The organism is Enterococcus mundtii (assembly GCF_013394305.1).
Classification (GTDB): Bacteria; Bacillota; Bacilli; order Lactobacillales; family Enterococcaceae; genus Enterococcus_B; species Enterococcus_B pernyi.
Window position 1 is genome coordinate 1,363,328 of record NZ_AP019810.1, and the last position, 18,862, is coordinate 1,382,189.

The 18,862-nt window shown below is 40.2% G+C and carries 18 protein-coding genes; 1 reads left to right on the top strand and 17 read right to left on the bottom strand.

Going from position 1 to position 18,862, the window contains the following annotated elements; all coding sequences use genetic code 11:
• Positions 1-44: 44 nt before the first annotated feature.
• Entirely contained in the window at positions 45-551 is a 507-nt protein-coding gene (locus HZ311_RS06505; protein ID WP_010734112.1) for a VanZ family protein, read from the bottom strand.
• A 122-nt stretch (positions 552-673) separates the two neighbouring features.
• Between HZ311_RS06505 and HZ311_RS06510 the strand changes: the two genes are divergently transcribed.
• Complete coding sequence (locus tag HZ311_RS06510; protein ID WP_010734111.1) at positions 674-2,473, top strand: M3 family oligoendopeptidase; 1,800 nt, start codon at positions 674-676, stop codon at positions 2,471-2,473.
• A 123-nt stretch (positions 2,474-2,596) separates the two neighbouring features.
• Here HZ311_RS06510 and HZ311_RS06515 read toward each other — a convergent pair whose 3' ends face one another.
• The 16 genes from HZ311_RS06515 to HZ311_RS06590 all read right to left on the bottom strand — a co-directional run bounded on the left by HZ311_RS06515 (position 2,597) and on the right by HZ311_RS06590 (position 18,861).
• Complete coding sequence (locus HZ311_RS06515; RefSeq protein WP_023520500.1) at positions 2,597-4,099, bottom strand: C40 family peptidase; 1,503 nt, start codon at positions 4,097-4,099, stop codon at positions 2,597-2,599.
• Between the two features lie 362 nt (positions 4,100-4,461).
• Positions 4,462-4,986, bottom strand: a complete 525-nt coding sequence (mreD, locus tag HZ311_RS06520) for a rod shape-determining protein MreD (RefSeq protein ID WP_010734108.1) — start codon at positions 4,984-4,986, stop codon at positions 4,462-4,464.
• 3 nt (positions 4,987-4,989) lie between these two features.
• Positions 4,990-5,844 carry a rod shape-determining protein MreC gene (gene mreC / locus HZ311_RS06525; RefSeq protein WP_023520501.1) on the bottom strand — a complete coding sequence of 285 codons (855 nt, stop codon included), beginning with the start codon at positions 5,842-5,844 and terminating at the stop codon, positions 4,990-4,992.
• A 159-nt stretch (positions 5,845-6,003) separates the two neighbouring features.
• A complete protein-coding gene (locus HZ311_RS06530) occupies positions 6,004-6,642 on the bottom strand; it encodes a thiamine diphosphokinase (protein WP_010734106.1) in 639 nt (212 codons plus the stop codon).
• Positions 6,642-7,292, bottom strand: a complete 651-nt coding sequence (gene rpe / locus HZ311_RS06535; RefSeq protein WP_010734105.1) for a ribulose-phosphate 3-epimerase — start codon at positions 7,290-7,292, stop codon at positions 6,642-6,644. Before rpe ends, HZ311_RS06530 begins: the two co-directional genes overlap by 1 nt.
• A gap of 12 nt (positions 7,293-7,304) precedes the next feature.
• A complete protein-coding gene (gene rsgA / locus HZ311_RS06540; protein ID WP_029593934.1) occupies positions 7,305-8,204 on the bottom strand; it encodes a ribosome small subunit-dependent GTPase A in 900 nt (299 codons plus the stop codon).
• A gap of 150 nt (positions 8,205-8,354) precedes the next feature.
• Positions 8,355-10,403, bottom strand: coding sequence for a Stk1 family PASTA domain-containing Ser/Thr kinase (gene pknB, locus HZ311_RS06545; protein ID WP_010734103.1), 2,049 nt, complete (start codon positions 10,401-10,403; stop codon positions 8,355-8,357).
• Positions 10,400-11,140 carry a Stp1/IreP family PP2C-type Ser/Thr phosphatase gene (locus HZ311_RS06550; protein ID WP_010734102.1) on the bottom strand — a complete coding sequence of 247 codons (741 nt, stop codon included), beginning with the start codon at positions 11,138-11,140 and terminating at the stop codon, positions 10,400-10,402. Before HZ311_RS06550 ends, pknB begins: the two co-directional genes overlap by 4 nt.
• A 12-nt stretch (positions 11,141-11,152) precedes the next feature.
• Positions 11,153-12,511 (bottom strand): 16S rRNA (cytosine(967)-C(5))-methyltransferase RsmB, encoded by a 1,359-nt coding sequence (gene rsmB / locus HZ311_RS06555; RefSeq protein ID WP_023520503.1) that lies wholly within the window; start codon positions 12,509-12,511, stop codon positions 11,153-11,155.
• A complete protein-coding gene (fmt, locus tag HZ311_RS06560; protein ID WP_010734100.1) occupies positions 12,511-13,455 on the bottom strand; it encodes a methionyl-tRNA formyltransferase in 945 nt (314 codons plus the stop codon). The genes rsmB and fmt overlap by 1 nt, the downstream gene beginning before the upstream one ends.
• Positions 13,448-13,939 carry a peptide deformylase gene (gene def, locus HZ311_RS06565; protein ID WP_019722350.1) on the bottom strand — a complete coding sequence of 164 codons (492 nt, stop codon included), beginning with the start codon at positions 13,937-13,939 and terminating at the stop codon, positions 13,448-13,450. The genes fmt and def overlap by 8 nt, the downstream gene beginning before the upstream one ends.
• Before the next feature lie 13 nt (positions 13,940-13,952).
• Positions 13,953-16,361, bottom strand: a complete 2,409-nt coding sequence (priA, locus tag HZ311_RS06570) for a primosomal protein N' (protein ID WP_178946544.1) — start codon at positions 16,359-16,361, stop codon at positions 13,953-13,955.
• Positions 16,362-16,551: 190 nt separating this feature from the next.
• The gene (gene rpoZ, locus HZ311_RS06575; RefSeq protein ID WP_010734097.1) at positions 16,552-16,857 is read right to left on the bottom strand and encodes a DNA-directed RNA polymerase subunit omega; all 306 of its coding nucleotides are present in this window, start codon (positions 16,855-16,857) and stop codon (positions 16,552-16,554) included.
• A gap of 4 nt (positions 16,858-16,861) precedes the next feature.
• Entirely contained in the window at positions 16,862-17,476 is a 615-nt protein-coding gene (gene gmk, locus HZ311_RS06580; RefSeq protein WP_010734096.1) for a guanylate kinase, read from the bottom strand.
• A gap of 257 nt (positions 17,477-17,733) precedes the next feature.
• Positions 17,734-18,624 (bottom strand): YicC/YloC family endoribonuclease, encoded by an 891-nt coding sequence (locus HZ311_RS06585; protein ID WP_010734095.1) that lies wholly within the window; start codon positions 18,622-18,624, stop codon positions 17,734-17,736.
• An 18-nt stretch (positions 18,625-18,642) separates the two neighbouring features.
• On the bottom strand, positions 18,643-18,861 hold the full coding sequence (locus HZ311_RS06590; protein ID WP_019722353.1) for a YdbC family protein: 219 nt from the start codon (positions 18,859-18,861) through the stop codon (positions 18,643-18,645).
• Position 18,862: the final 1 nt, after the last annotated feature.

The window sequence follows — 18,862 nt, forward strand, 5'->3', positions numbered from 1 at the left end:
AACTACTAGAGCACAGTTGCAGACACGCAACTGTGCTCTCTTTTTTACTTTTTCTTCTTTATAAAAGTAAATAAAATACATATAACAACTGCAGTCAATGCCCCCATCGAATCAAGCATGACATCTTGGAACATTGGTGAACGATCGCCTGTCAACATTTGATGGAACTCATCTAGACCGGCGTATCCTGTCGCAGATAACCAAGCAAGAACCCCCGTTAACCACCAGATTTTCATTTTCGGGAATACACCTAGATACAGACTACCTCCTAATAGAAAATAGGTACCAAAATGGGCGCCTTTTCTTAAAAAGAATTCAATGAATTTGCTGTATCCAGAATGGTCGATACTGATAACACTTTCTCCATAAGTAAACTGGATACCTGATAATGCTTCTTTAAAGGGTTGGTTTGGGAACCACGCATCAATTCTTGAAAGTTGCGATTGTTGTCCATAGGTTTGCGAGGAGCTATAAAATAAAATAGCCATGATCATTAATGCAAACACTAAATAAAAATTTCCATTTTTTCTTTGTTTTTTTAAAAACTCCATAAGTCACCTCTTCTTTCTATGATAGCTTTTTTTTCATAAAACAACAATAATTTCTCCAAGACTTATTCCTTCTTTAAATGCTATACTAGAGATAGTACCATAAATATGAGAGGGGTTTTTTGATGACTTATTCGCTTAACTGGGATTTAGATTCTATCTTTCCTGGAGGAAGTGCTTCAACTGAATTAAATGAACGTTTGGCTCAATTAGAACGACAAATAGAAACATATTACGAACAAATCAATCAATGGTCATTTTCATCCGAAGATATCGATTCTCTTGTGACGATTTTGGCACTTCAAGAAAAAGTAACCAATGGCTTCAGCCAATGTAATAGTTATATTACTGCTTTATTATCTGCTAATGTAAAAGATTCCGATGCAAAGATTTTGTCTGGTAAACTCTATGCTTCATTACCACGTTGGCAAGCAGCAGATACGATCTTATCGAAAAAATTTGCAGAAATATCTGACAATGAATGGACACACTTGATTGCTCAAGATCAATTAGCTCCGATTGCTTTTCGCATGAACGAAATTCGTCGCGATGGCGCACGCTTGTTATCTGAAAATGAGGAGCACATTATCAATACATTATCTTTGGATGGTTTGAATGCCTGGAGTAGTCATTATGATACGATTGTCGCTAGCGTGACTGTACCATTTGAACAAGAGGGAGAAATCATTGAATTATCTGCTGGTCAAGCATTCAATAAAATGATGGGTGATCCTGATCCAGAAGTCCGCAAACAATTATTTACAGCTTGGGAAACTGCTTGGCAAGAAAAAGCACCTTTATTTACAGACACTTTGAATCATTTAGATGGGTTCCGTCTATCCACCTATAAACTACACGGTACAACAGATTTCTTACAAAAGCCTTTAGAATATAATCGCTTGAAAAAAGAAACATTAGATGTAATGTGGGAGACGATCCAAAAAAATAAACAACCCCTTGTCGATTACTTAACAAGAAAAGCCAATCTTTTCGGTAAAGAAAAAATGGAATGGCAAGACCAAGATGCACCGATCATTCTAGGTGATATGAAAGAAAAAACCTTTACCTTTGATGAAGCGGCAGCATTTATCATTGAGAATTTCAATAAATTCAGTCCTAAAATGGCTGAATTTGCTCAAGACGCTTTTAACAAAAGTTGGATTGAAGCAGAGGATCGTCCTGGCAAACGACCTGGTGGTTACTGCACCGAATTGCCTGAAACACAAGAATCTAGAATCTTCATGACTTATAGTAATTCAGTCAACGAAGTCGCTACTTTAGCCCATGAGTTAGGTCACGCTTTCCATAGTAGTACGATGTGGGATCTTCCAGCGTTGAATCGTGAATACGCGATGAATGTTGCTGAAACAGCAAGTACCTTTGCAGAATTGATCGTAGCTGATGCAACACTTAAAGCGGCATCAACAAAAGAAGAAAAAATCAATTTGTTGGATACGAAACTACAAAATGCTCTGGCTATGTTCATGAATATCCATTCTCGTTTTATCTTTGAAAATCAATTCTATACTGCTCGACAAAAAGGACTAGTCGCAGAACAAGAGATCACTGATATGATGATCGAAGCGCAAAAAGAAGGATATGCAAATGCATTATCTACTTATCATCCTTATTTCTGGGCAGCAAAACTACATTTCTTTATTGATGATGTACCGTTTTATAATTTCCCTTATACCTTTGGTTACCTGTTCAGTTTAGGTATTTACGCCTATGCTAACGAGCAAGGTTCAAGTTTTGAACAAGAGTATATCGACTTACTACGCGATACTGCTTCGATGACAACGGAAGAATTGGCTCAAAAACACTTAGGTGTAGACTTAACGAAACCAGATTTTTGGCAAGCAGGTATCAACATGGTCTTAGAAGATATCCAAAACTTCATGGAATTGACGGAAGAATTTATTTGATCATGCTTTCTAAGCAAGAAAATTTTAAAGGATCGAACAGACAGTTACCAAAAACTGTTTGTTCGATCCTTTTTAGTTTCGTAAAAAAAGAACTAACTCACTTTAGAGTTAGTTCTTCATAAATTACATACTTACAGCAAAGTCAGGTGCATACCATTGAACTGAGCCAATTTTAACACTTTCGCCCGGTTGTGGTGCGTGGATGTATTGTCCGCCACCTAAAGAAATTGCTACGTGGTAAGTGCCACCAGCTGCTCCCCAGAATAATAAGTCTCCAGCTTTTGCTTGAGAAACTGAGATTCTAGCTCCTGCTGATTCTTGAGGTACAGTCCAACCACCGATGTCACGACCAGTTACTTGTAGGTACACATAGCGTGTAAATCCAGAACAATCAAATCCACTTGGATCTTTTCCACCCCATACATAAGGAGTCCCAATGTATTTCATCGCTTCAGCTACAATCGCTGCTCCATTAGTAGATGGAGCCGTTGGCGCTGGAATTGAGGGTGCCGGTGTTGATGGCTCCGGCGTTGATGGAGCTGGTGTTGATGGAGCTGGCGTTGATGGCTCCGGCGTTGATGGAGCTGGTGTTGATGGCTCCGGCGTTGATGGTGTTGTTGTTTCTGGAACAGATGGTGTAGTAGTAGATTCTTCTGTTGAAGATTCTGGTACACTGCTTTCAGTTGTTGAATCTTCTGTTGATGTAGATGATTCAGGAACTGAAGATTGTTCTGTTGAAGATTCAGCACTTGATGATGATTCTGAAGTAGCTGATTCAGAAACTTCTGTTGATTCTTGTACTGATGAAGAAGAAGCTTGTTCTTGCTCTTGTGCTGCTGCAGCGGCAACTGCTGCTTGTTCACGTGCTTCTCTTTCAGCTTGTTCTTGTGCTGCTTGTTGACGCGCTTGCTCTGCTAAACGAGCTTGTTCACGAATACGTGCTTGCTCTGCTTCAGCTTCTGCTTTTTGGCGGTTCAAGTCTTCTTTTTTATCTTCTGCTGTTGCTTGTTCAGCCGCTAAAGTAGTTTTTAGGACATTTAAATCAGCTTGTTTTGATAGTAAGTCGCCTTTTTGTGATTCTAAAGCCGCTTGGTTTTCTGCTAACTCTTGTAGCTTCGCTTCATTTTCAGCTTTTTTATCTTCAACTGCCTGTTTGTCTTCTTTTTGTTGTTTCACTAAGTCTTGGTTCGCACGTACAATTGATGACATTGCTTGAACGCGTCCGATAGCATCTGAGAATGACTCAGCATTCAATACTGCATCGATGTAGTTAGAGCTTGTACCTTTAACTTGTGTTTCACGTGCTTGCTCTTGGATCGTTGCTTCACGTTTTTCGATACGTTCTTGTAGATCAGCAATTTCTTGTGTCAATTGAGAAGACTCTTGACGTAATGTTGCTTGATTAGCTAATAAAGTTTCAGCTTTTGTATTGATGTCAGCGACTTGACCTTCTAATGCCTCGATTTGAGATTGGGCACTTGCTTGTTGGTTTTGTAATTCCGCAATTTTTTGATCTTGTTGTTGTATTTGAGAATCAAAATCTTCCGCCGCGGCTGCGATCGGTGATGCTACGGCAGTCAAGGCCATTGAACTTACCATTACTGCTGATATTAAACTCTTTTTCACTCTTCATTCCTCCGACTGGCTTAATTTAATAAATATCTAAAAATATTTAAGTCTTTCTTAACGATAACAAAATTGTACCATAGCTGTATGTCAATGAGATAATAGTTATGTTACAAAAACATTTCAAAACAACTGATTATAATGACAGAAATGTAAGATGACATGGTTATTTTCATAATACATTTTTCAATAATTAAATAATGTCCGTTTTAAATTAAATAAAAAAAGGCTGAGACATTGGGCCTCTCGCACCACCTAAAACAGATTAAATGGCGGGCACAGAAGTAACTTCTTCGGCAATAAGGCGCCATCCACAAAAATTTGAAAAACAATTTCCGTGGATGGCGCCTTATTTCTCGAGACTAAACACCTCTGTCCCGACCTTCTTTGAATAGCTTCTTTAATGGGAATACAAGTAGAGCGAACAATACCATATTCAATAATAATGTTGGGCCTAAATATTTAGTGATAAAGTACGTACTATCTACACTCGCAAGTTTGAATACCATTTGTACGATCAATGTAAACAACTCATAGCCTGTGATGAAAATGATGAGGCTAAAAAACTCAGTAAAAATATTTACATGGATGACCGATTTCATCCCATACATGATAAATACTAATAAAGGTAAAGCAACTGCGTAAATACCAATCACACCAATATAGTAAGAATCAAAGATAATACCTAAAACTAATGTCGTGATCAGTAAGTAGCGTTTGGAAAAACTCAAACTGCAAAATAGTAAAACCAATATCAAAAGATGCGCACTTGCCATGTAGTCACCGCTCGACCACCTGATCATCATTCGGGTAAAGTGCCCATCGATCAACATGAGTAGGAACAGGAGGATCGGCAAATAAATGGTCATTTTCTCTTTTTTCAGCATGGACTATTCCTCCACAAGACGTTTGATGATCGTTACTACTGGGAGATCATACATATCCGCATAAGGTTTGACATAGACTTCGCGATCTAGCCCATAACTATCTGGTTTTGTTCTGATGACTGTACCGATTTGTAGATCTGCTGGCGAGTTGCCTCCAAGACCTGATGTTTGTACTACGTCGCCCTCTTTGATTTCACTGTCACCTGTTAGCTGTGTCACAACTAGCGCTTGTAACTTCTCGTCATAATTCTTGAGTAAACCGAAAGATTCTCCGTTTCCAGAAGATACGCGGACAGGAAAATGGTTGGAACTTACATTTGATGAAGTCAGCAATTCTACTTTAGAAGAAGTGGCATTGACTTCAATGACACGTCCGACTAAACCTTTTTGCGCCATGACTGCCATATTGACTTCGATTCCATCATTTGATCCTTTATCGACGACTAATAGATCTTGCCATGAGTCAGGTGAACGAGTGATCACATTTGCTGTGACTCTTTCATAACTCGTCAACGTTTGGCTTAAATCGAGTTCGCTTTTTAGTGCATCGATTTCTTTTTGCATGTTCTTGTTTTTTTGAGCTATCTCATCATAGCTGTCGATTTTTTCTTTTAACCGTTCATTTTCTGAATAGGTGGTGAAAAGATGATGTACTGAATCCACGCCATTTTGGACCCATTTGACCGGAGCAGAAATCGTCCGATCGACAAAAGAGACACTGTCGTTCACAATAGATTGGAAGAAATTGGGCTTTCCTTCATTCGCTCGCTGGGCAGCTGTCACACTTAGGACCGTTACTACAATAATAACGATGACTAAGGTAATAATGATATTTTTATTAGGATTGAACTTCTTCACAAAGACACCTCGAATTAAATTAGACTCTTACCTGTAATTTTATCATTAAATAAGGGGAAACAAAAGGCTCGACCCTTCTTTTAAGCTTTTTTTAGCAAATAATTTAAACTGTCATTTTTCCGCTTCATTTCTTTTGCTACTTTGTCCTGAACCGATCCATCAATCTTTACTTTGGATGACTGAAATGATTCCTTCAGAGAAGCTGAAGGATGCTTTGTCAGTGACAAATTCATTGCTTGCATAAGAAGTTGGACGAGATACTTCCTCGTTTGATAGTTGATATTTGCTGTCAGATAGTGTCAATTGACTAACAGGTGTCAAACAACAGTAAGCCAAATACTTCATTTCAGGAATTTTTTTTATCTCGTAAGCTCCTGGTAGATAGTAAGTGATTACGTTTTGTTTGTCTTGTATTTGGATCTGTCGTATAAAGGGTTGAAACCGTGGTTCTAATGCTAACCATAGATTAGCTAATAAATGATCTAATCTTCCACCAGTTGCACCGATCAGTGTCACGCTTGCTTCTGGAAAGTGTTCGAATGTCTTTGCTAAACCTAGCTGAGTGTCCGTATCGTCTTTCTCTGCTGGCGCTTGGTGTACTTCGACAGCTTTATCGGATACTCGTTGATATTCCGAGGAAGACAATGAATCAAAATCACCGATTGCTAGATCTAATGAATAGCCTTTTTCAAGTAAATAGAGTGCCCCACGGTCAATGCCCACGTATTGATCAAATGATTGCTGTGACAAGTCTGGCCAATTTTCTGGTGATCCGCCTGCAACAAGTAATACTTCCATTAGCCTAATGCCTTTTTCAATTGATCGATTTGAGCTGCTGGATCTTCTGCACTATAGACATAGGAGCCTGCAACAAATACGTCTGCACCTGCTTCACGACAAATTTTTGCAGTTTCTGGAACGATTCCACCATCCACTTCGATTTGATAGGTCCAATCGTTCACCTTGCGTAATTCCGCTAACTCTGCGATTTTATCCACTGTTTCTGTAATAAAGCTTTGTCCGCCAAATCCTGGATTGACTGTCATCACTAACACTTGATCAACTAAAGGCAAAACATGCTTGATCATTTCGATCGGTGTACCAGGATTGATAACGACCCCTGCTTTGACATCTAAATCTTTGATCATCTGGATCGCACGATGGATATGTGGTGTCGATTCCACATGGACCGTAATGATATCTGAACCTGCTTTTGCAAAATCAGCAATATAATTTTCAGGATTGATGATCATCAAATGAACGTCTAAAGGTAGTTTTGTGACCGGACGGATTGCTTGCACTACATTCGATCCGAATGTAATGTTAGGAACGAATTGGCCGTCCATTACGTCCACATGGATATAGTCTGCTCCACCTTTTTCTACTCGTTCAATGTCTGCTTGGAGATTGGCGAAATCTGCGCTTAAAATCGATGGTGCTATTTTCATAAAAATACCCTCCTACTTTCTTCTAGTTTCTTTTTTGTTGTACATCGGTTTACGGTTTTCAACTTCTTGCAAAAATTGCAAGTAATTGTCATAGCGAGTCTGTGCAATTTCTTTTGCCGCTACTCTTCGTTTGACTTCACAATCTGGCTCTTTTACGTGCATACACTCTCTAAAGCGACAGTCTACAGAAGCATCGACAAATTCAGGGAATTGTTTGGATAACTCGACAGGTTCGATGACTAAGAAATCAATAGAACTGAAACCTGGTGTATCGGCAACCAATCCATCATAGAGTGGTAATAACTCGACATGTCTTGTCGTGTGACGTCCACGTCCCAAAGAATCAGATATTTCACCTGTTTCTAACTCAAGCTCTGGTGAGATTTGGTTGAGCAACGTCGATTTACCTGCACCTGACTGTCCCATGAAAACAGTCAGTCTTTCTGGAAAATAGCGAACTAATTCATCCGTGTCACCCTGTGTGCGAGGGACGATCACTGGATAGCCGATTTTTTCGTAAGTCTCTTTAATTTCTTTTATTTGTGTAGAATCGACAGCTAAATCCGTTTTCGTCAAATAGATCACTGGCTCGATCGATTCATATTCCAACATGACTAAAAAACGGTCGAGTAGATTATAAGAGAATGTTGGTTCGATCAAACTCGTCACAACAACTCCTAAATCAACATTTGCTACTGGTGGTCGTACTAATTGATTTTTACGTGGTAAAACTTCTAGTAGATAGCCATCGGTCTTGTTTTCACTTTCAAATATGACTTGATCGCCAACAAGGGGCGTGATCTTTCGATTACGAAAATTCCCTCGACCTCGTGTCTGATAGGTCTCTCCATCTTTATATACGTAATAAAATCCACTTATTGCTTTTCTGATTTGCCCTTTAATGAAACCCACCTCCATTTTTAGTATATTTTACCATAGGACAGCAGAAGTTAGGAGAAATCACCAAAAAATAGACCTAAGAATTTCCTCAAATGCCGCCGACATTTTGAATTCTCAGATCTATTTTTTTCATTATCGTTTTAGTTCTTTTAATTCTGTCTACTAGTCACTATCCGTCGAGGACGGTGTGGTGGTACTACTACTAGTTGTTTCGGAACTTGAACTACTGCTTGAACTGCTAGAAGAACTGCTGGAAGAATCTTTTTCAGAACTTGATGATGCTTTCGCTGGGTCTGGTCCTTTTGAGTAAATCACATTGACGATCGTTCCTGATGTGATTGATGCACCTACTCCTGGATCTGTACGGATCACTTTGTCTTTTTCTACTGTATCTGAAAACTCATACGTTTCATGACCAATGTAGTCGGCACCGATACCAGATAAGTAACTTTGCGCATCACTTTTCGTATAACCAGAAATGTCATTCAGTGTCTTCGCATCTGGTCCTTGACTCACCACGAAACTAATAAATGTCGCATCCGTCAATGGTTCCCCAAAACTTGGTGACTGACTGATGATTGCACCGGCTGGGACCGTATCACTATAATCATTCGTTGCACTGATATTCGTATAGCCATTCGTTCTCAAAATACTAAGAACTGTTTCATAGTTTTGTCCGGTGTAATCGCTCATCGTCGGCTGACTTCCTTTACTAACAGTAAAAGTAATCGTATCTGATGTGGGATCGACTTCTGTTCCTTCATCTTCTGATTGCGAGATGATATTTCCACTAGTGACCTCATCACTAAATTCTTCTTCTTTTTTGATTCTACTTGAAGAGAAACCTAAATCCAGTAGCTGCTTGCGCGCTTCATCGTAAGACATACCCGTAAAATCATCGAGTTGGATTTTCTTCTTACCTGTACTGATATAAAGCGTGACTTCACGATTTTGTTTCACTGTTGTTCCTGAGGCTGGATCTGTTTTGACCACATTTCCTTTCTCAATCGTATCGTCAGCAATTTCTTCAGTGTTCGTTGCTACCTTTAATTTTGCTTGTGTCAAAGCTTCTCTTGCTGAAGCTTCGGATTGACCCGAAACATCGGGAACCGTTACTTCTCCTCGTCCACCTGAAGCAAATAAAATCGCTGTCCCAATTCCTAACAAAGCAAGCAAGACCAGCAAAATGATCCACCATTTTTTTCTTTTTTTAGTCTTTACATCTGGCATTGTTTCTTCGGGATCTGGTAATTCTTCCGCTGGTTTCTCTTCGGGAAGAGGCATTGACTTAAAGGAATCTGGCATCGGTGTTTCTGCCGTCAGTGGTGTCAATACTCTTGTTTCGTTGTCCATCGCCTGGGGTTGCCATTTTTCTTCGTTTGCTCGTTCTAACGACAACACCGTTGCTAGGTCATCTGCCATTTCTTCTGCCGTTTTATACCGGTCGACAGGTTCTTTGGCTGTTGCTTTCAAGACAACATTCTCCAATGACTGAGGTGCCCCTGGATCTAACTCTTTGATTGAAGGCAAATCATCCTGAAAATGTTTCAGTGCAATGGTGACAGCTGATTCCCCATCAAAAGGAACGCTTCCTGTCAGCATTTCATATAAAATGATCCCTAACGCATAGATATCTGATTGTTTTGTCGCCATACTACCTCTTGCTTGTTCTGGTGAAAGGTAGTGAACCGAACCAAGCATCGTATTCGTTTGGGTGATCGATGTTTCCGATAAAGCAATCGCAATACCAAAATCGGTGATTTTCACAACACCTTCATTATCGATCAAGACATTTTGTGGTTTTAGATCTCGGTGGATGATTTGATGGCTATGTGCTAAAGAAATCGCAGACAAGATTTGTTGCATGATGTTTACTGCTGTTTCATAAGGAATCGGATAGTGCGTTTGGATATAACGTTTTAAATCCATTCCCTTTACATATTCCATAACTAAGTACTGCATGTTATCTTCTTCACCGACATCATAAACACTGACGATATTTGGATGAACTAATTCGGTTGCCGCTAATGCTTCTCGTTGAAAACGACGGATCGCCGTTTGGTCATTTTGGAAATCAAAGCGTAGGACTTTGATTGCAACATCTCGATCTAAAATCAAGTCATGGGCTAAAAAGACATTTGCCATACCGCCACTACCGATGTTACCGGTAATTTGGTAACGACCATTTAATTTTCTTCCTGGCTCAATCATGCAACATCCTCCTTGTATTCAATAAGAAGAACGCTGATATTATCTGCTCCGCCAGCTTCATTTGCTTGATCCACTAATTGCGTTACTTTTTCTGATAATGATCCTTCTTGATTGATGATCGTACCGATCGTTTCTTCTGACAGCATATTCGTCAAACCATCCGAACATAGAAGCAAACGATCTTGGAGTTGCCAAAGATACGTTGCAACATCGACTTCTAATGATCCTGGCATGCCGACAGATCGAGTCAAGATATTCTTACGTGGATGATTGACGGCCATTTCTTCGCTGATTTCACCAGATTTGACTAATTCATTTACTAAAGAATGGTCTTCCGTCAAGCGAATGATCCGATTATCGCGAAGCAAATACGCACGACTATCGCCAACATTGGCAATCGTGAAACGTTCCTCTGATAGGGCAGCTGCTACGATCGTTGTTCCCATTCCGTTATATTCAAGCTGTTCTTGTCCTAATTGATGAATCGCGCGGTTTTCTTCTTGGATCGCTTGGATAAACCACTGCGCGATTTTTTCGTCATCAAGTAACGCTTGCTCTTCCCAGGCTTTCCCTAAATTTGTGACGGCCATTTGACTAGCAATATCGCCTGCGCGGTGCCCACCCATGCCATCTGCTAAAACCGCCAGCGTGAGACCGACTTGGTTTTCAAATACACTGACATAATCTTGATTCGTATTACGTCTTCTTCCTACATCTGATTGATATTCAATCTGCATACTTTCACCTCATTACTTTTTGCGCAAACAACAAATGAAAAAGCCATCTGTATAAGATTGATGTGGATACAACGTCAACATCTTATCCTTGATTGATGATTGTAGCACAGGATCAACTAAAACATCAATCTTCTCAAAATCAGGATGTCGTTGTAAAAACGCTGAAACAACTTCTTGATTCTCTTCTTTCAAAATCGTACAAGTACTGTAGGTCAATATTCCTGAAGGTTTAAGAGCCGTAGCCACACTTTCCAAAATAGCTAGTTGGATAGCCGGTAAATTGGCTAATTCTTTTTCATTATTTTTATAACGAATATCTGGTTTTCGGCGTAACAAGCCAAAACCGGAACATGGAGCATCTACTAAAATACGGTCAAATTGTTCTGCTTCAAACTGTTCTTTGACTTCACGTGCATCCATTTTTTGTGCGAACACTGCGTTGGCAACTCCTAAACGGCGAGCGTTCTCTTCCACTAGTTTTACTTTGTGGTCATGGACATCTAGAGCCACGACTTCTCCTCCACAAGTTGGATCAAGGAACGTGGCGATATGGGTCGTTTTGCCACCAGGGGCAGCGCAGGCATCTAGTACATGATGTTCTGGCTCAATCTGCATCGCTGGTGCAACAAGCATCGAGCTTTCATCTTGGATCGTCATCAAGCCATCGTGAAAAAGTGTCGTAGAGGCGAGTCTGCCCTTTTCAGCAATCACACCATATGGGCTTATTGGACTTGCTTTTACATCTAGTCCTTCTTCTTTCAATTGATCCAGTGCTTGTTCACGCGAAAGTTTACGGGTATCAATACGGCCACTCACATGACTTGGTTGATACAATGAAAGACCTAACCTTTCTGTTTCCTCGTAGCCGATTTGGTCAATTAAGCGCTGTGTCAGCCAATTCGGCAGACTTAATTTAACGGCTAAACGTTCGACTTCATCTGTGATAGTTTCCAGATCAGGTTTTCCTTGACGTAAATAATTTCTTAATACACCATTCACAAATTTCCCTGTGCCGGGGTTACCTTTGATTTTTGCAATTTCTACTGCTTCATTCAAAATTGCATGATCAGGTACTTTATCTAAAAATTCGAGTTGATAGACAGACAAATACAGCAAAGTTTTGACCCAGTCATCCACTTTTTTTGCATTTGCAATCAATGGCGCAACATAAAATGCAATCAAACGATGGCGACTGATCGTTCCATACACTAGTTCTGTAAACAGACCGATATCTTTTTGGTTAAGGTCGCCTTGGTTGATCATCTCATTCAACAATAGATTGGAGTATGCTCCACCTTTGTTGACACGCTCTAATGTCATCAACGCCATAAAGCGAACCGAACGTTTCATTTTTTTTGGTATTTTCGCCATTATTTCACCTGCTGTCCTACAGCGACTTGTTGTCCACTGCCATTTAGGAATTCTTGTATTAGTTGTTTTGCTTTACCGGCAGGTTGTAGTTCTTTGATCGATAATACCGTCTGTTCCCCACAAGCTACCCATAATTGTTTTTTATCTTTATGGATGATAGTTCCTGGTGTTTCAGATGTCGTTTCATCTGCCAACACATCTACTGCCCAAAGCTTCCAGCGTGTTCCTTCATAGGTTGTAAAAGCAATGGGCCATGGACGCATGCCACGAACTTGGCAGTCGATTTCTTCTGCTGTTTTTTCCCAATTGATTGCTTCTTGTTCACGTGTGATATTCGGTGAAAACGTTGCTTGGTCCTCATTTTGAGGCGTAGGCGTCAATTCGCCAGAAATGATCTTTGGTAGTGTTTCTAGCAATAACTCTTTGCCTAATAGACTAAGTTTTTCAAACATCGTACCGACATCATCTTGTTTAGTGATTGGTAGGCTTGCTTGTGAGAAAATACCGCCCGCATCCATTTTCTTGATCATCTCCATAATCGTTACACCTGTCTCTTTTTCCCCGTTGATAATGGAATAATGGACTGGTGCACCCCCACGATATTTTGGCAACAAAGAGGCATGAACATTGATTGCTCCATGTGTTGGAACTTGCAATAGTTTCTCCGGTAAGAATTGACCAAATGCTGCTGTTACCAGCACATCTGGTTGCAAATCAATGATTGTTTGCATTTCTGGAGAACCCGTGATTTTTTCTGGCTGTAGCACAAGAAGATCGTGCTTCAAAGCCGCCACTTTCACAGGTGTTGGGGTAATGATTTTTTTTCTTCCCACTGGTCGATCAGGTTGTGTCACGACAGCGACGATCTCATACCCTTGGTCGATCAGCCCTTCTAGTACAGGAACTGAAAATGCTGGGGTTCCCATAAATACGATTTTAGTCATCTAAATGTTCCTCCATGTATTCTTCGAGTTTTTCTTCGGGGATTTGTTCGATCATTTTATCGATAAATAAAATCCCATCTAAGTGATCGATCTCATGTTGAAAGGCACGTGCAAGATAGCCAAACGCGGTAACTTCGATTTCCTCTCCGTCACGATCATAATATCGAACTGTTACTTCATCTGCACGTTTGACTGTACCGTAGACATGCGGAATACTTAAGCAACCTTCCACATCGATACTTTCTCCTTTTGCCTCGATGATCTCAGGATTGATGAGTTCAAATTTATCCCCTTCATCGACTTCAACAATAGCGATCCGTTGATTTTTGCCGACTTGCGGCGCGGCGATGCCGACGCCGTCATTTGCCACCATTGTTTCATACAAGTTATCTAACAAGACGATAGTCTCATCAGTGATCATATCGATTGGTTGGGCTTTTCGATTCAATTTTTTATTTGGGTGGATCATTATTGGATAACGCATAGTGTTTCCTTTCTTAAATAAAATGTAGCGGCTCGTTGTCGATCGCAACAAATAGATTTTGTCGCTGTTCTTTTTGACTTTGATCCAAAATTTCTTTCAGGACGTTAGGCAGTTCTGGTTCATGTTTATATTTGATGATCAGCTGATAGTAATAGCGATTTTTCACACGTAAAACGGTGCTAGGTACCGGACCTAACAGAAGGCTGTTCGTTCCTAATACTTGTTTTAATTGACTGGCGATCTGAAAGATTTTTTTGGCTGCGACTTGTTCTTCTGGATGACTCGTCGTGATTTTCACAGTGAAGTAATAAGGCGGATAGCCTCCACGATGGCGTACATTCATTTCTTGTTGATAAAAGCGTTCATAATTTTGTTCCTTTGCTAAAGTTACCGCATAGTGATTCGGATTAAATGTTTGGATCACGACTTCCCCAGCTTTTTCGGCTCTTCCTGCCCTTCCGGAGACTTGTGTCAATAATTGGAAGGTATGTTCACTAGAACGAAAATCTGGCAGGTTCAACGAAGTGTCTGCATTTAGAACGCCGACTAAGGTCACATCAGGAAAATCTAACCCTTTTGCGATCATCTGCGTTCCTAGTAGAATATCCGCTTGTTTGTCCCCAAATTTTTGTAAGATTCGTTCATGCGCGCCTTTTTTTCTGGTGGTATCCACATCCATCCGCAAGATTCTTGCTTGAGGATACAGTGCTTTTAACTCTTCTTCCACTTTTTGTGTTCCCGTTCCATAATACCGGATCTTGTTTTCCCCACAATTTGGACAACGATGCGGGATCGCTTCTTCATGTCCACAATAATGGCAACGCATCGAGCGAGAATCCATATGGAGAGTCAATGAGATATCGCAATTTGGGCAAGGCAAGACAAAGCCACAATCTCGGCACATCACAAAGGAAGAATACCCTCGTCGATTCAATAGAAGAACTGTCTGTTCTTTTTTCTCTAATCGATCTTGGATTTTTTCTTGTAATAATTGAGAGAACGTCGATGTCTGATTCTTTTCGAATTCTTCACGCATACCAACGACTTCGATCTCAGGTAATTGCGCACTCATTTTCGCACGCTGACTCAAATGCAACATGCGATAGACCCCTTTTTGTGCACGGGCTCTTGATTCGAGGGAAGGTGTCGCGCTCCCCAAAACGATCGGGCAATGATGGTAATTCCCACGCCATATAGCTAAATCTCTGGCATGGTAACGCGGGGTTTCATCTTGTTTATAGCTCGATTCATGCTCTTCATCAATGATGATCAACCCAATGTTCTCTAGTGGGGCAAAGATCGCTGAACGCGCACCGACGACGACCTGCGCTTCATTGCGCTCGATTTTACGCCATTCATCATATTTCTCACCTTGAGATAAGCCACTATGTAAAACTGCGACGGATTCTCCAAAGCGCCCTTTAAAACGTTCGACCATCTGAGGGGTCAATGCGATTTCAGGAACCAACATGATTGCTGTCTTCTTCTCTGCCAAGACATCAGCAATGGCTTGAAGGTAGACTTCCGTTTTCCCACTACCAGTAATTCCTTCAAGTAAAAAGGTTTCATTCTTTTCCTGATGACAGGCTTCAATGATCTGCTGAACCGCCGATTGTTGTTCTTCATTCAATTGTAAGGCAGTCGTTCGTTCAAATACCCGATCTTTATAAGGGTCACGATAACTTTCGACTTCTTCGATACGCAACCAACCTTTATCTCTACCTTGATTCAATACGGCAGAACTGACTCCTTTTTCTTTGAAATAAGCAATAGGCATTGGTTTTTCCATTTCTGACAAATAAAGAAGTAATTCTTTTTGTTTTTTCGCATTTTGCCTCAAGGTGCCCCAAGCTTCATCGAGTTGTCCTTTTGACAAAAGAGAGTGAACGACACGGATCGTTTTCACTTTGTTTTTTGTATGGACTTCGTAACGGATATCAACTAGCTTGTTTTTACGCCAACGGATCAATTGCGGTAAGATCCCAGTTTCTTCCGCTTCCTTCCAAGAAATCTCTTGTCTACCTGCGAAAAATGCAACGACTTCTGGTTCATCGGTCACTGGGTAAATGAGCTTATCGTATTCTGCTTTCATGACACTTGGTAGCATCGTTTGTAAACAGGTGATTTTAAAAGCATACGTAATGGTTTTCATATAGTCGGCTAACCTCATCAACTCTTGATTGACAACAGGTGCCAGGTCAAGTAATTGAAGGATTGGCTTTAATTCTTTTTTTATAGGTTGTTCGTTGGCTGTCAACGCCATCACAAAGCCTTGGACTTGGCGATTGCCGTTTCCAAATGGTATCGCTACACGCATACCGACTTGGATAGCCGCTTCCATTTCAGAAGGAACCAAGTAGGTGAATGCTTGGTCGGTTTGCATCGTTGGTACATCGACAATCACATCCGCAATAACAGTCATGGACTCCTTCTCCTTTCTTCATCTTGGTTTTAAACACAAAATGGCTCTTGCCTATTTTACTAGAGATTCCTTGTTTTGTCTTACTTTCTGCCAAATCCTAACAAAAAATTAACGCAGGAAAAAAAAGAGCCTAGGAACATTTCCCAAGCTCAAATCTTTTGCTATCCATAAGCTGAATAGTGAATTGATTTTATAGTTTTTGCTCGTCACGGATACGAGACTCTAATTCTTGTTGTGCACGGTCTTTTTGCGCACGACGTTCTTCGTCTTCCATACGTAGACGTTCACGTTTTAATTCAGGATGTGGATCACTGATCACATTTCCTGCTTCGATTTCTTCTAAAGCTTGTCCAACGCTTTTGACAGAATCAAATGAATCCATTGTTGGTTGTGCTTTTGCGTCTAATTCATGTGCACGTTTACTTGCTAAGATCACTAGAGAATATTTTGAGTTCACGCGATCTAATAATGAGTCGATTGAAGGTTTTAACATCATAAGACTACATCTCCTTTAACATTTTGATATATTTTCCGATGACACGATCGACACGGAAATGTTCACTTGCAATAATATCTTTGATTCGGTTGACCGCTAATGGAACTTCATCATTGACAACAGCATAGTCATACAGTGCCATCATCTCGATTTCTTCCTTAGCGACTTTCATTCGTTCTTCGATTACTTCATCTGCATCTGTCCCACGCCCAACGATTCGTGATTTCAATTCTGCTAAATCTGGGGGCGTCAGGAAAATAAATACGCCGTCAGGTACTTTTTCTTTTACTTGTTGTGCACCTTGGACTTCAATTTCAAGAAAAACGTCTTTTCCTTCGTCTAAGGTTTTGTTGACATACGATAGTGGTGTACCATAATAATTCCCGACATATTCTGCATATTCCAACATTTCGCCTTTAGCGATCATTTGTTCAAATTCTTCGCGGCTTCGGAAATAGTAGTCGACTCCTTCAACTTCTCCTTCACGCATCTTGCGTGTCGTCATCGAAATCGAATATTGGAAATCATTATCCTCACTCTCAAAAATTGCTTTTCGCACTGTGCCTTTTCCCACACCGGATGGACCAGACAACACGATTAATAATCCACGCTCTGACATGACGACGTCCTTTCAACTAGTCTTTTTTATACTATTGCTTATTTTGCACTTTTTTCTTGCAACTTTCAAGGCTATTTTTTTATTATAGCTAGAAAACCTAGAAAAAGCTAGTCTACTTCCCACTAAAGAGTCCGAGACAAAAGTAAAAATTACTTTTGTTGGATACCTAAAAAATGAATAAACGGCGGGAACAGGAGTAACCTCTTCGGAAATAAGCCTGCCTAACGGATAGGTCATCAATTAGACAGGCTGGACACTTATTCAATATTTTGGATTTGCTCACGTATTTTTTCTAAAATCGTTTTAGACTGAACGACATGGTTTTTGATTTCGATCGCGCTTGATTTTGAGCCGATCGTATTGATTTCGCGATTCATCTCTTGTAAAAGGAAATCTAGTTCTCTACCGATGGGGTAATCTGCTTCAAGTAACTCTTCCAATTTCTGCGTATGGATGATTAAACGGTCGATTTCTTCATGGATATCGCCACGCTCTAAAAGAATCGCTATTTCGGTCAATAAACGATCTCGCTCAACTTCTGCACCAAGAAAAGCTTCTAATTTTTCTTGGTATCTCGTCTGAAATTCTTGCTCATAAATCTCGACAAAGTTAGCTAATCCAGCAATATTTTGTTTTAATTCTGCGGTTTGTTGAAGTAACACGTTCGCCATGGCTTGGCCTTCTATACTCCGACTTTCTTCGATTGAACGAAGTGCTGTTTGCATCGTTTCTTTCGCTAATTGTGCAAGTAATTCTTGATCCTCTTCCGTTGCTTCAGCAATTGTCACAAACTCTTCGTTTAGTGCAAAACGTTCGATCAGTTTACCGATCGACAATGCGTTCGCTTCGCCATACCTTTCTTTAATACCGGTAGTCATCTGTGTATAGAGCGTATCGATCAGTTGCCAATTGATCGTCACTTTTTTATCTTGTTCACCTAAGTATGTTAAATTAATAAAGACATCGACACGTCCTCGACTTAACTTCGTTTTGATCAATTGTCTCAATTCATTCTCAACAAAGCCTAATACTTTAGGGCTACGTATCTGGATATCTAAAAACCGTTGATTGACGCTTTTGATCTCGATTTCAAGTTGATAGTTCTTTTTTTCGCGGATGGCATTGCCAAAGCCAGTCATGCTCTTCATGCGACAGAGTCCTTTCTTTTACATATTTTTAATTGCTTTTTGTAACTCTTCAAACTCTTCGTTCGTTAATGTTAGTCCCTTACCCATTTTTTCATGGTCCGGTGCCCAATCCCGCAAGTCAAATTTTGGTGGTCTGCCATTCCAACTCACTAAGTTCAATTCTTTGCGCCATCCCTTATTGTTTTCAGATAAAACTGCAATTTCTTCTACGATCTCATATGAGAATTCTTGTGCCATT

Excerpts from the sequence above, each read along its gene's own strand:
- HZ311_RS06510 (WP_010734111.1), top strand. The coding sequence starts at position 674 with ATGACTTATTCGCTTAACTGGGATTTAGATTCTATCTTTCCTGGAGGA.
- fmt (WP_010734100.1), bottom strand. The coding sequence starts at position 13,455 with ATGACTAAAATCGTATTTATGGGAACCCCAGCATTTTCAGTTCCTGTA.
- rpoZ (WP_010734097.1), bottom strand. The coding sequence starts at position 16,857 with ATGATGTTAAAACCTTCAATCGACTCATTATTAGATCGCGTGAACTCA.
- rpe (WP_010734105.1), bottom strand. The coding sequence starts at position 7,292 with ATGAAAATAGCACCATCGATTTTAAGCGCAGATTTCGCCAATCTCCAA.
- HZ311_RS06585 (WP_010734095.1), bottom strand. The coding sequence starts at position 18,624 with ATGAAGAGCATGACTGGCTTTGGCAATGCCATCCGCGAAAAAAAGAAC.
- rsmB (WP_023520503.1), bottom strand. The coding sequence starts at position 12,511 with ATGGCGAAAATACCAAAAAAAATGAAACGTTCGGTTCGCTTTATGGCG.
- def (WP_019722350.1), bottom strand. The coding sequence starts at position 13,939 with ATGCGTTATCCAATAATGATCCACCCAAATAAAAAATTGAATCGAAAA.
- priA (WP_178946544.1), bottom strand. The coding sequence starts at position 16,361 with ATGACTGTTATTGCGGATGTGATTGTCGATGTACCAACGATGCAAACC.
- pknB (WP_010734103.1), bottom strand. The coding sequence starts at position 10,403 with ATGATTGAGCCAGGAAGAAAATTAAATGGTCGTTACCAAATTACCGGT.
- HZ311_RS06505 (WP_010734112.1), bottom strand. The coding sequence starts at position 551 with ATGGAGTTTTTAAAAAAACAAAGAAAAAATGGAAATTTTTATTTAGTG.
- HZ311_RS06590 (WP_019722353.1), bottom strand. The coding sequence starts at position 18,861 with ATGGCACAAGAATTCTCATATGAGATCGTAGAAGAAATTGCAGTTTTA.
- mreD (WP_010734108.1), bottom strand. The coding sequence starts at position 4,986 with ATGCTGAAAAAAGAGAAAATGACCATTTATTTGCCGATCCTCCTGTTC.
- gmk (WP_010734096.1), bottom strand. The coding sequence starts at position 17,476 with ATGTCAGAGCGTGGATTATTAATCGTGTTGTCTGGTCCATCCGGTGTG.
- HZ311_RS06530 (WP_010734106.1), bottom strand. The coding sequence starts at position 6,642 with ATGGAAGTATTACTTGTTGCAGGCGGATCACCAGAAAATTGGCCAGAC.
- HZ311_RS06550 (WP_010734102.1), bottom strand. The coding sequence starts at position 11,140 with ATGCAGATTGAATATCAATCAGATGTAGGAAGAAGACGTAATACGAAT.